Raw genomic sequence first — 15,470 nt, 5'->3', positions numbered from 1 at the left:
CTTTTTAGGGTAAAGTGTCCAGGCTATGAGTACCTTTGGTTGATCAAAGAATCCAATTATCTGCTTCAGATCTATGTAGAAGCCAAGATGACATCCGTTCTCATTCCATGTATACATGCAATACGAAGCTATGCTTCGTCATATTGGTTTTCTGACCATTTCTTAAAACCATACGTCCTGCATTTCCTCTGCCGGTTTGCTGCGGCGCAGGCGGTTCCGGAAAAGATTAAAGCCCTTTATAGAGCATCCCCGGTTGCGGACCCGACGTTTTCCGTTCATCACAAGTTCCCCCTTTCGATCGTCTGGAATGCTACATACTTACCCCTGCTTCCCAGAATTGAAACGTTGCCATATTCTACCCGACAAAGAGGCCCTATCGAATCTCGGACGGACTTTTGCCGGTATATTGCTTGAACTGACGACTGAAGAAAAAGATATCCCGGTACCCAAGGGCATCTGCCACTTCGGTCACATTCATGCCGGTATGCACCAGCAAATGCTCAGCCCGCTCAATGCGCATGCGAATGATATAGGATTGCACGGACGAACCAATCAATTCCTTGAACTTGATCGAGAAGTATCGAGGCGATAATCCAGCTCTGGAAGCGAGGTCTTCCACGCGATGTGTTATCCCCGGATGCTGGCGTACATAGTTAGCAACCTCCTGGATGACATCAGATAACTGGTTGCTCACCTTTTTCTCCACAGGAGCTTCCGTGTCCGCGCGCAGCAAATGAATCATCAGCTGTTTCAGAATCAGCCGACTTTCTTCCTCACGCCCATATACATCGGATAAGAACAGCCGTACATACCGAGCCAGCAAATGCTCGAATTCGACCGTTTCCAGTACTTCACGGTAGGACTGCGGAACATCATTAACGGGTATATCGATATCAAAATGAATATACGTAAGTACCAACGGTTTTTGCTTATTATGTGTTGCAGTAGGATGATCGCCTGGCCTGAACAGGAAACAGCTTCCCTTGCCCACTTCATATGGCTGATCGTTCAGCACCACGGTCCCCTCACCACTCCACACGTAAAATAAGTCATAGTTTTGCATCGGTTTTTCCCGCTTCTGCCACTTCCATCCCGGTTCGCAGACAATTTTGGCGACGGCGGGCAAAATAACAAAAGATGACGGCGATGCCTGCAGCATGTCGCCACTCCCCCTTGAAAGTTAATCTCTTTTGCATAAGGCATCAATAATGATGCGATATGTGTATATATATGATTCCTGCTCCTGCTGGAGCGAAACGCCTTATTCCATTATACAGCGGAATTCACCGAAACGAAAATGTGCACTTCTCCCATGCTAACCGCATTCGCCTTATCCCCTCTTGAATCTCCTCTTTCTCCAGATGTGCAAAGCCAAAACACACAGCCGGAAGACCTGGAGTCAGCCGATAACGCACCGCATCTCGGAATACGACACCTTCTTCCAGAGCCTGTGCCTTGAACCGTTCATAACTGTCGATACTCCCTTTCCAGGCAGCATAAATATGCAATCCAGCATCCCCAGGCTGCATGATGAAGGGTTCCGGTAATTCCCGCTTCATCTCACTGACAAAAAAGCATGCCGTTCCCCGTACAGACGGGTTAACCGTCTTAGATGGCGCAAATATCCTCCCCGGGTCATAAACTTCGCAAGTGCACGCTGCTCCAGAAGGGCAGGAGGAACCGGTTCGTACAGTGCTTTTGCAGCGATCAGTGGCTGCACCAGACCTGGCGGAAGAACCGCATAGCCCAGCCGGAAGGATGCAACCATCGTTTGTGAGAACGATCCGACATAGATGACCCTTTGTTCACGATCAAGTACTTTGAGCGGTTCAATCGGTCTGCCACCCCAGCGAAATTCACTGTCATAATCATCTTCAATAATGACGGCATTGCGCTCCGACGCCCATTCAAGTATGGCTCTCCGTCTGTCCAAACCAAGGACTGCTCCTGTAGGAAACTGACGGGTTGGGGTCACAAATAACGTCTGTGCCTCCCAGCGCTGCGGAATAATTCCCCCGCTATCAACCTCCGCTGGAATAATCGTCCCTCCACAGGACTTCACCGCATGGGCAATCCCCTGATAACCCGGATTTTCCAATACAACAGCTGCCCCCTCTGGGATAAGCAGCTGTGCCAGCAGGGTGATGCCCTGCATGGAACCACTGAACAACACGATCTGTGATGCATCAGCCTGGATGCCGCGTGTCCATCTTAGATGTGACGCGATGGCCTCACGCAGCTCAAGGTCTCCAGCAGTACCACTTCGTTCATGTGATCCACTGCTGCGATGAACGGCGGCCAAAGCACTTTTCCATTCCGCTTGCGGGAAGTGCTCGGCAGGCATGCGCTGTACATGGAAGTTGATGACCGGTTTCTCCCGTTCAATAGATGACGGTTTTTCATTTTGATTATGAATATTCAGCATGCTCACCCGCTCTCCCCATGGAGAAAGTGGAAGGATCGCTTCCTGTCCCGCATGTTCCTGTGCCGTTAATGTGTCCGAAACAAAAGTCCCTCTTCCCGATGTGCCCGCACATAGCCATCAGCGAGCAGCATGTCATACACCTGGGCTACGGAGCCGCGTGACATTTCATACTGACGTGCTAACTCTCGGGTGGAAGGCAGTCTTGTGCCACCAACCAGCATTCCTGCATGAATGGCGTCACGCAAAGCATGGTACAACGCCTCGTATTTGTAACGATGTTGAAGCTCGTATGAATCCATGGGCAGCCATAATTCCATCGTGCACCCCTTTTCCAAATAAATTGGTCTACTAAAGTGAATGTAAATTGGATCTTTTTATATGTCAATGCAGGTTCTATTGTTATGGCTAAGGTACAACGATCTAATACACATTGCCATTCAAGGGGGAACACCAGTGAGAAGAAAAGAATTCAATGTAGATGAAGAGCAGGAAATGATAACCTTTCTGGAGCAATGCTCCTTTGGTTTTCTGGGAACGGTCAGTCCAGACGGGCAGCCACGGGTAACACCGCTAAACTTCGTATATATGGACGGTTGTTTTTATTTCCACGGCAGTCTTGCCGGAGAGAAAATGAAGCAGATCAAACAGGATTCCTCGGTCAGCTTTACAGTGGCCGAAGAGTTTTCCATGATTCCATCTTATTTCAGTGATCCAGAGCTGGCCTGTCCGGCAACCTCTTTTCAAAAGTGTAATGGCATCCGGTCAGGCAGAGCCGCTTCAGGATCTGGATATCAAAGGTAAGGTTCTGCAACGTTTCATGGAGAAACTCCAGCCGCAGGGCGGATATATCCCCATTGATGCAGCTGATCCCCGATACAAGGGACAACTCAAAGCTGTTGCTGTGGTCCGCATTGTTCCGGAACGGATGAGTGCCAAGTTCAAATTTGGACAGAACCTCACAGCCGAACGCTTTGATCATATTAGTGGTGAACTGGAGCAGCGTAACGAAGGAAGAGATGCGGAAACCGCAGAAATGATGCGGAAATACTGTCCTTTTCATCAGGAATAATACTCATTTTCCATAGTAGAATCGAACGAAAGAAGTGACATTAACCTAACTCAAAAACATCTACAACAACGCGGTGAAGTGATAAAACTGTCATTATGCGTTATTTCCGTGACGGGGGAAGGCAAGGTGTTATAATGTTAGGCAGTTGAATCACAAAGACTTGGAAGGATGAAAAGAATGAATCCACTGGCTGAACAGTTGAACGAAAGTATTCAGGCAGGCAGCAGTCACGTCTACTCCATGCTGTCGCAGCTCGGCAAAGAAATCTATTTTCCAAAAGAAGGTATCTTGAGTCAGTCTGCTGAAGCAGCAAGTCTGGCCAAAACCTACAATGCTACGATTGGTATCGCTCTGGAGGGCGGTGTGCCGATGCACTTAGCTGTTATTCAGGATAAGCTGTCTGCATACCAACCGAAGGATTTGTACCCTTACGCTCCGCCTGCAGGGAAGCCTGAGCTGCGGACCGTATGGAGAGACAAGATGCTGAAGGAAACACCTTCCCTTGAAGGTAAAACGTTTGGTAATCCGATTGTAACTAACGCATTAACTCATGGACTAAGTATCGTAGCCGACCTGTTCGCTGAAGAAGGGGACGCTGTTATATATCCGGATAAAAACTGGGAAAATTATGAGCTGACTTTCGGAATTCGCCGTCACGGCCAGTTGGTTCATTATCCCCTGTTCGATGATCAATTGAATTTCAACAGTGCAGGCCTACTTGAAGCGTTGCTTGCGCAGAAGGATAAAGGCAAAGCCATCGTGCTGCTCAACTTCCCGAACAACCCGACAGGTTATACGCCTGGAGCTGAAGAAGCGGATGCAATCGTGGACACGATTCGTCAAGCGGCGGAGGCTGGTGTAAACGTCGTTGCTGTAACCGATGATGCCTACTTTGGTCTCTTCTTCGAAGATTCCATTCACGAATCCCTGTTTGGTAAACTGGCGAACCTTCACCCACGTGTCCTGACTGTCAAAGTTGACGGTGCCACCAAGGAAGAATTTGTATGGGGCTTCCGCGTTGGATTCATTACGTATGCTCATGAAGACGCTGCGGTTCTGCATGCACTGGAGCAGAAAACATTGGGTATTATCCGTGCAACCATCTCCAGTGGTCCGCATCCTTCCCAAACGTTTGTACTGGATGCACTGAAAGCACCTGAGTTCGAAGCACAGAAGCTGGAGAAGTTTGAAATCATGAAAGGCCGCGCCAACAAAGTAAAAGCCATTCTTGATAGCGGTAAATACGGTGAGGTATGGGATTACTACCCATTCAACTCCGGTTACTTCATGTGTCTGAAGCTGAAAGATGTGGGTGCAGAGCAACTCCGGACCCATTTGCTACAGAAATATGGCGTCGGTACCATTGCACTGGGTGAGTCCGATCTGCGAATTGCTTTCTCCTGTATTGAAGAATCCGGCTTGGAAGATCTGTTTGATACGATCTATCGCGGAGTTCTGGATCTTCAGACGAACTAGATCATATGCAGTAAAATGCTTATCTAAATAAAGAAGTCAGGAAACGAACTAGCTTGCGTTTCCTGACAAATATGAACATCCCTCTGTATCCTGATGAATATCTCTCGATACAAAGGGGTGTTTTGTGTTCACTCTGAAAACGCATGGCTGTCTGGGCCGGGGCAAATGCCCAAAACGATGATTTTGAAGCTGTACCGGGCAACGGCCCAATCAGCCTACCTCCACGGTACATAATATACGATGTACGCAAGGGCGTGCCTAACACCACTTGAAAGGGGAATGACCAATGTCTGGAGTTGTTGAAGAAACAAGAGGCGGTTATGGTTGCGGCGGTTTCGGAGGAGGATTTACAAATACAGGTGCCATTCTCGTTCTGTTTATCTTGCTCGTCATTATCACTAAATCGTTCCTCTGTTAGTCCATACGTCCTCAACATGAGTCGGAACAAGGTAAGCTGATTCTAACAGAAAGACGGGTATTCCGAGATACAGCTCGGAATACCCGTCTTTCTGTTATGTTTCAATAGAATTGCTGATCGGCATCGCCAATGACTGCTTACTGGCAGATGCTCGACCGTTCATTCATCCTCTTCTTCCTTCAACCACTTATTGCCCTGAGAACGTCGCATCAAGTAGATTACCAGCGCGCCAAGGACCAATGCCGCTCCAGTCATGCCTAGTCCACTCACTCCCGCAGCGAGCATCGGCACCCACATAAGTAAGGCAACCATTGCATGCAGATTCGAGATGAAGCCCAGCACCTGGGAACGACGACTTTCTCCCGAGATAGGATATATCATAATCCAGAACGACTCACTATGACTGCGACGCAGCGCACCCAGTTGAACACCTGCAAGCAGCAGGAAGAACAGGTAGACACCTATACCGAAATAACTGCCTGCCGTCCACCAGGACAACAACATTCCGAGTACGACCAGGCGTACAACAATCGAGAACACTTCAGTTCGGATAAATGTTTTGGTAATCAGATAGCGGTAAGCTTTCCCTGCATTCCAGGGGAGGCCACTCCCCCATTTGCTAAGCCAGCGGCGAGAAGTTACTTTCTGGCCTGATGAAGGTACATCGACAAACCAGCCCAACGTTCGCATCACTCGTCCAGCCTGGCCCTGCTCTACCTGGATAAGACGTTCCCATGAAACCCGATGTTTCAGAGGAATACGCAGGGCAACGATATAGACAACAGCCAGCAGCAGCAGGAACCAGATGCTGCGCTGTGGAGGCTGCCACAACCAAGCGGCAACCGCAAGCACAGCAAGTGCCCATCGGAGCAGACGATATCCTCTGGCTGCACCAATCTGCACCATGCGCAGCTCTTGCCATGCCCCATAGCTGGACAGCCCTTTCCACAGCAGCAGCAGCAGGATAAACCAGCCAAATGGCCTTGCATCCTGATCCGCTCGAACATAGAGCGGCCACAGCGTAATGAATATGAAGAGCATGCCCAGAGTTTTATAGATGATGCCACGGGCGAAGCTGTTCTTCAGATATTCGTGCATCCGATATTCCTGCGGACGTAAAAATACGATGTCAGCCGGATGCAGATATGTACGATAGCTGCTAAACAGCACCAGTGGTGCCAGCAACAGCAGCGTAATCCAGCGAATCGGGAATCCCGCCGGAATATGCTGTACAAACGATGTATACCAGGCGGAGAACGCAATGACAAGAAATAAGAACACCATGGCTACGCCGCTCTGAATGACATAACCCAGGTAAGGAAGAATTCCATTCCAGAATCCCGTGCGTCTTTGCTTCCATAGCTGCTTGAGATCCATGCTTAATCCCTGCCCTGTACAAGGGAATAGAACATATGCTCCAGCGTGGCATTCGATTCCCCGAATTGAGCACGCAGCTCATTCAGCGTCCCTTGAGCAATGACCTGTCCCCGGTGTAGAACAATGAAACGGTCACAGTAATTTTCAATGGTGGACAGAATGTGTGAACTGAGCAGAATGGAAGATCCCGACGCTTTCATTTCGAGCATAAAATCAAGCAAAGAGCGGATCCCGAGTGGGTCAAGTCCCAGGAAAGGCTCATCAATGATGTAGAGTGGCGGACCTGCCACAAAAGCACACATAATCATGACCTTTTGCCGCATACCCTTGGACAGGTGGGTGGACAGACTGGTACTTTTCTCATTCATGCGGAACAATTTCAGCAGCTTCTCCGTACGCTGTTTGAAATCAGCCTCCGAAACACCGTATGCTCTGGCTGTAAACTCCAGATGCTCCATGACCGTCATTTCGTCATACAGCTCGGGAGATTCAGGTACAAAGGCCATGGCAGATTGATATACCTGTGGATCTTCGTCCCGCTTCTTGCCCATGACCCTCACTTCACCCTGCTGAGGGGTCATTAACCCTAAAATATGCTTCATCGTTGTACTTTTGCCAGCACCGTTTAATCCGATCAGTCCGACCATCTCTCCGCGTCCAACTTCCAGATCGATGCCGTGGAGGACCGGCCGCTTGGCACTGTAACCTCCGCTTAGCCCGTTGATTTTCAATACGGGCGGTTGAACGTTTTCCATCTATCCCTGCACCTCTTTCGTCAGGTTTTATTCTTCAGCGCGTGGCTCTTTGCCTTTGCTCCATTTGGGAGCGCCCTTGTTCTTGCGATCCTGGTCCCGTTCAGTTCTGCCTGCATTGCCAGCTGGCTTGCCACCCGTCGAGCGTTGGTTCGATACAGCAGTTCTGGCGCCACCATTACGGCTGGCCTGACCAGGCTTACGATCCCGGGACTGCCCTGGTTTTCTGGAGAAGGAATGCCCTTCAGGCCGGGTATCCGGGCGCGGATCAGCCTCGAGCACTTTCCCCCGAACAATACACGTTCCGGCAATTCGATTCCAAGTTCCCGCGCAAACTTGCGCATAATGAAAATTTGCGTTTCATCCACGATCGACAACACGATGCCGCTGCGACCCATCCGGCCTGTTCTGCCTGCGCGGTGAACATAGTGTTCCGAATCAAATGCAGGGTCATAGTTAATGACCATCGGCAAGCCTTCAATGTCCAGTCCTCTGGCTGCGACCTCGCTCGCGATCAGCAGTTGCAGTTTGCCATTGCGGAAAGCGGATAACACATTGCTGCGTGTCACTTTGTCGGCGTCTCCATACAGCGCAGCTGCAGAGAAGCCCAGATGATTCATTTTCGCTTCAACCTCGCCAATATCCTCGGTAGCATTCACAAAGACGATGGCGCGATCCGGGTTATATTGTCTAACCAAACGTCGCAGCATATCGATTTTGTTACGGTTTTCTTCCACAAAATAAAAATGCTCAAGTCCCGCGGCGGTTGCCCGGTCCGGTTCAATTCCGATCTGTACCGGCTCTTTCATCTCCCGCTTCGCGAGTCCAGCGGTATGTTCATCGATCGTTGCGGACAGGAAAATGAGTTGACGGTCGCGCAGGGCACTGCGCAATACGAAGTCCACGTCGCTTACTCCGCCGAGCTGGAATACCTGGTCTGCCTCGTCAATAACGATTGTGGAGACGTTGTGCATTTTCAGCTTTTTCAGCGTGATCAATTCCTTCAGTCGTCCTGGCGTTCCCACAACCAGTTCGGGATGTTCACGCAGCTTTTCGATCTGACGTTTTACCGCTGCACCGCCAATTAGACCCAGAACGCCGATTTTACGTTCTTCTCCATACCGCTGTGCCTCGCGTACAATCTGCATTGCCAGCTCTTGCGTCGGAGCTATAATGAGCTTCTGTGTGCCTTTTACATCACTTTTGATGGATTGCAGCAGTGGCAGCAGATAGGCGAGCGTCTTGCCTGTTCCCGTCTGAGATTTTGAAACCACATCGCGACCTTCCAGAATAACCGGTATCGTCTGTGCCTGCACTGGTGAAGGTTCATTGATGCCATGTCTGGCGAGTACAGCCTCAAGATCCTGTTCTACGCCAATTGAAGCAAATGTTTGATTCGTCATGTATGTCCATCCTTTAAATTTATTCGTTTCGATGCTCTAGCCCTGCTTGTACTAATATAACCGAAGCCTGTCATCACATTACCTTTCATTATATGCGAAAAAAGCCTGCGGACCAAATCTTATTCACGAAACATACCTTTACAGACAAAAAAAGAAAAGCCCCTCGGCGGAGCCCTTCTTCATCCGATATGTGATGCCCACTGTTGCATCTTACTTCTGATTCATTACACCGTGCGACAGCCTGTCAGCAAGACGCGGAAATAGCTGATATAGCCACACACCAGCCGAAGCCAGTCTGGGCAGATTCACTTCTTCCTTGCGCTTCTTCATCGCCCGGATCATATGCCCCGCAACCTCTTCCGGCTTCAGCATCATCCAGCGTACATTATTAACATAGTTACCGGAGGGATCCGCCCGTTGGAAGAACGGTGTATCGATAGGTCCGGGATTAATGGTCGTTACCGTGACTCCGGTTTTGCGAAGTTCCTGGCGCAGGGCATTGCTGAAGCCAAGTACGGCATGTTTGGTCGCCGTGTATGAAGCGGATTTTGCCGTTCCGATCTTGCCAGCCATGGAAGCTACATTTACAATTTGTCCTCTGCCCCGTTGCAGCATCTGCGGCAACACTGCCTTGGTGCAGCGGACAATGCCCATGTAATTCACGTCCATCATCTCATCGAATTCCTGCACAGACATATCCGTCATCGCCGCAAATTTTCCGTAACCCGCGTTATTCAGCAAAATATCGATTCGTCCGTATTTCTGCAACATCGCATTCACGGCTGTCTGAACCTGCTCATCATTCGTTACATCTAACGTGAGTAGTTCGTGTTGCCCTTTCAGCGAAGCACCAATCTCCTCCAGCTTGTCCCGCGAGCGGGCAGCCAGAATCGGGATGGCTCCTTCTTCTATCAACATCTGCGCACAGAGCGCACCAATTCCGCTCGACGCACCTGTGATAAAAACAACCTGATCTTTCAGCATACCCGATGTCCTCCCGTATTGAACACATATTGCCCCTAGAGGCGTATGGTTCTATTCTACGAGATCATCACTTGAATATCCATCTCACCAATTCCGTCCATCAGCAAAGGAATGCTCAACGCCTTCGTTGCACTAAAGGAAGCCACATATTCAGAATTCATCACTTGTGGAGGTGTAATATCAACAACGACACCCTGATTAGACAGGATGGTACTTGCATTGCCGCTAATCATATTGCCAAGTTCCGAAATAGCACTTTTACTCATTTCGTCCATTTCTGTAATGACAAAACCGCCCATCATGGCAGAAACAATTTTCAATGCAACCGACTCTTGTATTCCAAACACAATGTTTCCGCTCAGTTGTCCAGTCATTCCGATCACGATCCAGACATGGTCTGCAATGTACTCCACATTTTTCACGCCAAGACTCCCGGTGGAAGGCGAAACCTGGATGAGCTGTTCGAATACGTTCCGTGCGGATTCCAGGAAAGGATTAATCACTTCCGCTTTCACTGTCTAATGTCCCCCTTACACTGGGTTATTGGTCACACACCAAAAGTCCCATATTCAATAAATTTATTATACTTTATCACGTACAAGAATTCACCAAGAATTCGGTAAGGCATGTGTACTATAATTTATCGTCATCCACGGGGTAAATGTTTATAGCTGATTCTAGCGAAAAAATAAGGCTTTTCGCATCTGTTGGAACACCAATTGCCACGGAGGGGCATGGCAATTGGTATTTAGGACTTTTTTACTGTTTCTTAAAATATTAAAAATTTTATTTTCTTGAAATAAAATTAATTTCTCGTTCTTATGGACCTCCCCAAATCCATGATGTCCCCTTCATTGCCCTGCTGTCTTGAATCACCTATAATTTAAGGAACGCAAGCAATGACCAGTTACGGGATTCCACTATGGATAGACAGAAGACATTTTACGTGCAAGGAGGCCATACATGAATATCAGTCAACTGGAGACGCTGATTACGATCTCGAAAACGATGAGTTTCCGCAAAGCCGGAGAACTTCTAAATCTGACCCAGCCTGCCGTTTCGGCCCAAATCAAAAGCCTGGAGGATGAATTCAGGACCGTTCTTGTCGATCGTAACCAGCCGGTAACCCTCACCGATCGTGGACAGGTGTTTCTGCAACATGCCGAACGTATGCTGGATATCGTGGGTGAGCTGAAACAAAAGCTGATGGATCTCGATGAGACCCCTCAGGGACATATCAGACTCGGCACAACGACGTCCATTGCCATTCAGATTTTGCCACGGGTGTTATCTTACTTTCAGGATCAATTTCCACTTATTAAGACCAGTATCCAATCCCTGCCCTCCTCACAGATCTATACCCAGGTCGAGAATGGTATGGTTGATATCGGTATCGGTTATCTCACGGAGCGTAATCCTAACCTGAATACGTCCGTGCTGTATTATGATACGTTCGAACTTGTGGTGTCTCCATTCCATCCGCTGGCGAAGCAAAAGCATGCTGCGGTGGATGTCCTGCGCAGCACACCTCTGATTTTGCTATCCCCGGATACGGTGGGGCGTCGCTTTACGGAAGGCATTTTTAAGAAACATAACATTGAGCCCAATATCGTCATGGAGTTGTCGAGCAGCGAGGAAGTAAAACGGATGGTTGAGATTAATCTCGGGGCTGCCGTTATATCCAAACAATCTGTTGCCCATGAGTTGCGGCAAGGCACACTGCGCATGATTCCACTCAGTGAACTTGAGGTCAGTCACCCTGTCGGAGTCATTTACAAATCAAGTCGTTATCTCAATTCGGCCATGCAGCAATTCCTGAGCGATCTCAAAGGCATGCCGGAGACCCAGTTCATCAGTTCAGAATGATAAATGAGCCATGAGAAAGGAAGGATTTCCATATGAAATTTGATCTTCACACCCATCATTTTCGTTGTGGTCATGCGGACGGCAATATTCGCGACTATATTGAGGCAGGTATTCAAGCTGGACTTCAGGTCATCGGTATCTCGGATCATACACCTTACTTTGGCAGTGACGCAGAGCAGGCTTTTCCCGGATTGCGATGGGCAAGTCGGAATTGCATCATTACGTGGAAGAAGTACTTGCTCTGAAGGAAGAATACGCAGGCAAAATTGATGTGCTGCTTGGCATCGAATCCGATTATTTCCCTATTCATGCCGAATTGTATCGCAGTACGCTGGGGCAATATCCTTTTGATTATATTATTGGTTCAGTTCATCACACAGAAGATGTCAGCATTTTCAACAAAACCCGCTGGAATGGTTTAAGCGATGCACGTAAGGTGGAAGTGAAAGAAAGTTATTATGCATTGATTCGGCAGTCAGCCCGGAGCGGCATGTTCCAGATCCTTGGACATATTGATGCGATGAAAGGAAATTATCCACCTTTCTCGGACATTATCGCGGATCAAGCCATTGACGAAACGTTGCAGGTCATTGCAGAATCGAATGTGGCCATTGAAATTAATACGTCGGGTAAAACCAAGCTTAGTGGTGGCTGGTACCCGTCAGATGCCATTCTGGAGCGTGCGCATCATTACGGAGTGAAGGTGACCTTCGGATCGGATGCCCACAAACCACAGCGTGTTGCCGATGAACTAGATGACGTTCGTACACGTCTGCAAGAGATCGGGTTTACGGAATGGGTATACTTCAAACAAAAACAGATGCAAGTTGTACCGTTTTAATCATAGAGCATCACAATAAAACCCTCATGGCGTGAATCAGCACGCTGTGGGGGTTTTCGGTTCGTTTCCTAATATAAAAAAAATGAACCCGCAAACAGCGGGTCCCAACAGCATTATCTATTATCAAAAAGGGGGTCATGAGATAAGTTTACCCGCTGTCTGTTAGAGTTCAATTGCAGCTATATTTCATTTGTGTAACAAATGATTGAAGTTCGTTTCAACCCTCTGCTGTTTCATTTTATTCTATGTTACTCGCGCTTGTCGGATACCAACGTTTGCAGGCGATTTTCCCAATGAGAACGGACATGTTGTTCACGACATAGACTATACACCTTAACATCCAGCAGAGTATCCGGCGTCTCACCATCCTCATGATTCAAAACAAACGAGGGCAGGGTTCGTTCATAACTCATGCCGCTCTTGCAAAGCACTCGTTCGGATGAAACATTTGCCTCGTAACAGCGGGCTTCCACTTTGGACAAGTTAAGCTCGGCAAAACCGAATTCCAGCAAACGCTGCACTGCCTCAGTCGCGACTCCCTTGCCCCAGCAGGACCTGTTCAAGATGTATCCAATCTGTGCGGTACCATTCTTGTCATTCCAATGTTGGAATGAAGTGATGCCAATGATCTGCTCACTGCCTTTCCAGCAGATGCCGTAATGCAGTGAATCCAGCTTGGCGCTGCTGCTACGAATCTGATTCAATAATCGCCGAGCCCGGATTGGCGTGGGCTGACTTCCCCTGTTTACATAACGGATCACCTGCGGGTCGGAAAACAGCTCCGACAACGTGCTGTAATCACTCTGACGTAATGATCGAAGAACAAGGCGCTCTGTCAACAAAGCAGGCAATCCTTGGCCCAGCATTTTTCGGGTCAGCATGACAATCGCTCCTTTTGCCTAACGGGTTCTAGTCCGGTAAGACAAGCATGCTCTGAGGATGATCCGGCGCAAATAGAATACATGGATAAACGACGATACATCAATATACTCAACTACACTCCGCTCAGTAGCCCGAACATTAGTATGCCAATTCATTACAGCAATTTATTCCTGAAATCACTAATCCGTTTGCAGCCCGCGATAGACACCTGTACGAAGCTCTCGGATATAGAAATCAAGTGAGGGCACCTGGGCCTGCTGAGCAGTCTGTACTTCCTGTTCAATATCATAAGGTACCCTTACAAATTGAAGGTTAAATGGCGTGTTCCGATCACTGCTGTTCTCTCCTTCAAGAATACAGTATGAAGCCTGGGTCAAATCAAGCGGGTTACCCACGCTGCCTGCATTGAACAACATTTTGCCATTCAGAAATTGCAAGTATGCGTTATGCACATCCCCATATCCTACGACATCCGCCACACCGAGCTCAGGCTCGTCTGCCGGAGGATCAAACATGGCTAACCTCTTCTCCATCTCATCCCACGGCTGTACGCGGTGATATACACTTTGGGGAGATGCATGCACTAGGCGGATCTTCCGACCACTCAGCTCTAATTGGTGGCTAAACGGCAAGCTCTTCAAATATGTCAATCGCTCCTTACCCAGCCGCTTCGCTTGCCAAGTAAAATTCTCATTGTCCGAATTAACTGCAACCAGCTCATCCCAGTTGCCACGGATGACTTGCTCACATGTCTCTCTTACCAGATCCACAACCTGTACCGGGTCCGGTCCCTTGCCAACGAGGTCGCCAAGACAAAAGATTCGCTTCAATCCGCGACTCCGAATATCGTTTAATACCGCTTCCCAAGCAGTCATGTTGCCATGAATATCGGATACAATCGCAATTCGTTCCATCTGGCTAACCTCCCTCTATGCTCTATATTCTTTATGTTGTTAACCCTTTAACTCAAAAACAGTCAATTCCGGCCTGCACAAAAAGCGGATCGGCAGTTGGGTCATGCCAAAGCCACGGTTCACATAGACTGGCATATGCTTATCCCCTGCGTAATATAACCCTTGAATATACTTGAGTGAACCTCTCGGTGTAGTCAGCGCCCCAATCCATGGAAAACGCACCTGCCCGCCATGACTGTGTCCGGAGAGCTGTAGTCCGAAACCGTAAGGTGCTGCAATGTCTGCATAATCGGGCTCATGCATAAGCAGCAGTTTCCAGACCTCTCTACTCAATCCCTTGATTGCTGCAAGAGGATCAGGTCTGCCCGTAAGCGCGTCATCCAGACCTGCTATCGCAATACGTGAATCCCCGCGTTCAATCAGAACATGGCTGTTTCGGAGCAACGTGAATCCAGCCTCCTTGAACATCAGCTCCACTTCATGCTGCTGCTGGCCACGATAATCATGATTCCCTAATACGGCATATTTGCCATACTTCGCTTGCATCGAGGCAAGTACAGGAATACATTCACGCATCGGTTCTGCTTCCCGTTCAACCATATCTCCAGTAAAACAAATCAGATCAGGCTGCTGTTCCCGTATCGTTTCAGCCAGCTTCTCCATTTGTTTCAGCCCCGTATGGAATCCAAGATGAGCATCACTGAACTGAATCACACGCAGTCCCTCGAATGCTTTTGGAAACTTGGGTAATTTCAATTCAACGTGCTTGATTTCCAAATGACGCGGCTCCCATAACCAGGCATATCCTCCTGTGAGCAAACTGGCACTCGCCGTCATCAAGATCATGCGCAGCAAAAAACTGCGCCGGGAGGGATCGTGATCCTTTTCTTCTCCTGGGAAAATGGGGTTCTCCGAATCAGATCCATACTGTGAGCGCCGGGGCGGCGAGATCTTGCTGCCCTCACGTGGTGCTTCTCCCATGCGTCCCCCTCCTTCTTCCGCTCCAAATCCATCTCCTTAGTATACCATATTCTGCATGACTAGCCCGGTTCCTCTGAGTATA

14 protein-coding genes and 3 pseudogenes are annotated in these 15,470 nt (G+C 48.7%); 5 read left to right on the top strand and 12 right to left on the bottom strand.

The window, feature by feature from the left end; all coding sequences use genetic code 11:
• Positions 1–373 precede the first annotated feature (373 nt).
• The 4 genes from ACTWJ7_RS08775 to ACTWJ7_RS08760 form a co-directional block, all read right to left on the bottom strand.
• On the bottom strand, positions 374–1,159 hold the full coding sequence (locus tag ACTWJ7_RS08775) for a helix-turn-helix domain-containing protein (RefSeq protein ID WP_079347636.1): 786 nt from the start codon (positions 1,157–1,159) through the stop codon (positions 374–376).
• A 124-nt stretch (positions 1,160–1,283) separates the two neighbouring features.
• Positions 1,284–1,529 (bottom strand): hypothetical protein, encoded by a 246-nt coding sequence (locus ACTWJ7_RS08770; protein WP_443145338.1) that lies wholly within the window; start codon positions 1,527–1,529, stop codon positions 1,284–1,286.
• A gap of 26 nt (positions 1,530–1,555) precedes the next feature.
• Positions 1,556–2,425: an aminotransferase-like domain-containing protein gene (locus ACTWJ7_RS08765; RefSeq protein ID WP_443145337.1), complete on the bottom strand. Its 870-nt coding sequence runs from the start codon at positions 2,423–2,425 to the stop codon at positions 1,556–1,558.
• Between the two features lie 65 nt (positions 2,426–2,490).
• Positions 2,491–2,742, bottom strand: coding sequence for a GntR family transcriptional regulator (locus tag ACTWJ7_RS08760; protein ID WP_443145336.1), 252 nt, complete (start codon positions 2,740–2,742; stop codon positions 2,491–2,493).
• A gap of 136 nt (positions 2,743–2,878) precedes the next feature.
• On the opposite strand from ACTWJ7_RS08760, the pseudogene ACTWJ7_RS08755 reads away from it, so the two are divergent.
• The 3 genes and pseudogenes from ACTWJ7_RS08755 to ACTWJ7_RS08745 all read left to right on the top strand — a co-directional run bounded on the left by ACTWJ7_RS08755 (position 2,879) and on the right by ACTWJ7_RS08745 (position 5,388).
• Positions 2,879–3,494 (top strand): annotated as a pseudogene (locus tag ACTWJ7_RS08755) (pyridoxamine 5'-phosphate oxidase family protein).
• Between the two features lie 177 nt (positions 3,495–3,671).
• The gene (locus tag ACTWJ7_RS08750; protein WP_301249003.1) at positions 3,672–4,970 is read left to right on the top strand and encodes an aminotransferase class I/II-fold pyridoxal phosphate-dependent enzyme; all 1,299 of its coding nucleotides are present in this window, start codon (positions 3,672–3,674) and stop codon (positions 4,968–4,970) included.
• A gap of 286 nt (positions 4,971–5,256) precedes the next feature.
• Positions 5,257–5,388, top strand: a complete 132-nt coding sequence (locus ACTWJ7_RS08745; protein ID WP_218671893.1) for a YjcZ family sporulation protein — start codon at positions 5,257–5,259, stop codon at positions 5,386–5,388.
• Between the two features lie 159 nt (positions 5,389–5,547).
• Here ACTWJ7_RS08745 and ACTWJ7_RS08740 read toward each other — a convergent pair whose 3' ends face one another.
• From ACTWJ7_RS08740 to ACTWJ7_RS08720, 5 genes and pseudogenes are all read right to left on the bottom strand, one after another.
• Positions 5,548–6,765 carry an ABC transporter permease gene (locus ACTWJ7_RS08740; RefSeq protein ID WP_079347642.1) on the bottom strand — a complete coding sequence of 406 codons (1,218 nt, stop codon included), beginning with the start codon at positions 6,763–6,765 and terminating at the stop codon, positions 5,548–5,550.
• 2 nt (positions 6,766–6,767) lie between these two features.
• Positions 6,768–7,520 (bottom strand): ABC transporter ATP-binding protein, encoded by a 753-nt coding sequence (locus ACTWJ7_RS08735; protein WP_301881299.1) that lies wholly within the window; start codon positions 7,518–7,520, stop codon positions 6,768–6,770.
• 27 nt (positions 7,521–7,547) lie between these two features.
• A pseudogene (locus tag ACTWJ7_RS08730) lies at positions 7,548–8,920 on the bottom strand (DEAD/DEAH box helicase).
• 210 nt (positions 8,921–9,130) lie between these two features.
• On the bottom strand, positions 9,131–9,904 hold the full coding sequence (locus ACTWJ7_RS08725) for an SDR family NAD(P)-dependent oxidoreductase (protein ID WP_024632617.1): 774 nt from the start codon (positions 9,902–9,904) through the stop codon (positions 9,131–9,133).
• Between the two features lie 56 nt (positions 9,905–9,960).
• Positions 9,961–10,419 (bottom strand): chemotaxis protein CheX, encoded by a 459-nt coding sequence (locus tag ACTWJ7_RS08720; protein ID WP_024632618.1) that lies wholly within the window; start codon positions 10,417–10,419, stop codon positions 9,961–9,963.
• Between the two features lie 448 nt (positions 10,420–10,867).
• On the opposite strand from ACTWJ7_RS08720, the gene ACTWJ7_RS08715 reads away from it, so the two are divergent.
• Positions 10,868–11,770 carry a LysR family transcriptional regulator gene (locus tag ACTWJ7_RS08715; RefSeq protein WP_024632619.1) on the top strand — a complete coding sequence of 301 codons (903 nt, stop codon included), beginning with the start codon at positions 10,868–10,870 and terminating at the stop codon, positions 11,768–11,770.
• A gap of 32 nt (positions 11,771–11,802) precedes the next feature.
• Positions 11,803–12,611: pseudogene (locus ACTWJ7_RS08710) on the top strand (histidinol-phosphatase).
• Positions 12,612–12,859: 248 nt separating this feature from the next.
• Here the strand turns inward: ACTWJ7_RS08710 and ACTWJ7_RS08705 are convergent.
• The 3 genes from ACTWJ7_RS08705 to ACTWJ7_RS08695 all read right to left on the bottom strand — a co-directional run bounded on the left by ACTWJ7_RS08705 (position 12,860) and on the right by ACTWJ7_RS08695 (position 15,388).
• On the bottom strand, positions 12,860–13,492 hold the full coding sequence (locus ACTWJ7_RS08705; protein ID WP_079347650.1) for a GNAT family N-acetyltransferase: 633 nt from the start codon (positions 13,490–13,492) through the stop codon (positions 12,860–12,862).
• A gap of 180 nt (positions 13,493–13,672) precedes the next feature.
• Positions 13,673–14,407 (bottom strand): metallophosphoesterase family protein, encoded by a 735-nt coding sequence (locus ACTWJ7_RS08700; protein ID WP_301881292.1) that lies wholly within the window; start codon positions 14,405–14,407, stop codon positions 13,673–13,675.
• 39 nt (positions 14,408–14,446) lie between these two features.
• Complete coding sequence (locus tag ACTWJ7_RS08695; protein WP_301881291.1) at positions 14,447–15,388, bottom strand: metallophosphoesterase; 942 nt, start codon at positions 15,386–15,388, stop codon at positions 14,447–14,449.
• Positions 15,389–15,470 lie beyond the last annotated feature (82 nt).

It is taken from the genome of Paenibacillus sp. 1A_MP2, assembly GCF_052244825.1.
Classification (GTDB): Bacteria; Bacillota; Bacilli; order Paenibacillales; family Paenibacillaceae; genus Paenibacillus; species Paenibacillus vandeheii.
Note: the sequence above shows the minus strand (reverse complement) of the source record. Positions and strands in the feature narration are given on the sequence as shown.

Excerpts from the sequence above, each read along its gene's own strand:
- ACTWJ7_RS08700 (WP_301881292.1), bottom strand. The coding sequence starts at position 14,407 with ATGGAACGAATTGCGATTGTATCCGATATTCATGGCAACATGACTGCT.
- ACTWJ7_RS08770 (WP_443145338.1), bottom strand. The coding sequence starts at position 1,529 with ATGCAGCCTGGGGATGCTGGATTGCATATTTATGCTGCCTGGAAAGGG.
- ACTWJ7_RS08740 (WP_079347642.1), bottom strand. The coding sequence starts at position 6,765 with ATGGATCTCAAGCAGCTATGGAAGCAAAGACGCACGGGATTCTGGAAT.
- ACTWJ7_RS08765 (WP_443145337.1), bottom strand. The coding sequence starts at position 2,425 with ATGCTGAATATTCATAATCAAAATGAAAAACCGTCATCTATTGAACGG.
- ACTWJ7_RS08735 (WP_301881299.1), bottom strand. The coding sequence starts at position 7,520 with ATGGAAAACGTTCAACCGCCCGTATTGAAAATCAACGGGCTAAGCGGA.
- ACTWJ7_RS08715 (WP_024632619.1), top strand. The coding sequence starts at position 10,868 with ATGAATATCAGTCAACTGGAGACGCTGATTACGATCTCGAAAACGATG.
- ACTWJ7_RS08775 (WP_079347636.1), bottom strand. The coding sequence starts at position 1,159 with ATGCTGCAGGCATCGCCGTCATCTTTTGTTATTTTGCCCGCCGTCGCC.
- ACTWJ7_RS08745 (WP_218671893.1), top strand. The coding sequence starts at position 5,257 with ATGTCTGGAGTTGTTGAAGAAACAAGAGGCGGTTATGGTTGCGGCGGT.
- ACTWJ7_RS08760 (WP_443145336.1), bottom strand. The coding sequence starts at position 2,742 with ATGGAATTATGGCTGCCCATGGATTCATACGAGCTTCAACATCGTTAC.
- ACTWJ7_RS08725 (WP_024632617.1), bottom strand. The coding sequence starts at position 9,904 with ATGCTGAAAGATCAGGTTGTTTTTATCACAGGTGCGTCGAGCGGAATT.
- ACTWJ7_RS08695 (WP_301881291.1), bottom strand. The coding sequence starts at position 15,388 with ATGGGAGAAGCACCACGTGAGGGCAGCAAGATCTCGCCGCCCCGGCGC.
- ACTWJ7_RS08750 (WP_301249003.1), top strand. The coding sequence starts at position 3,672 with ATGAATCCACTGGCTGAACAGTTGAACGAAAGTATTCAGGCAGGCAGC.
- ACTWJ7_RS08705 (WP_079347650.1), bottom strand. The coding sequence starts at position 13,492 with ATGCTGACCCGAAAAATGCTGGGCCAAGGATTGCCTGCTTTGTTGACA.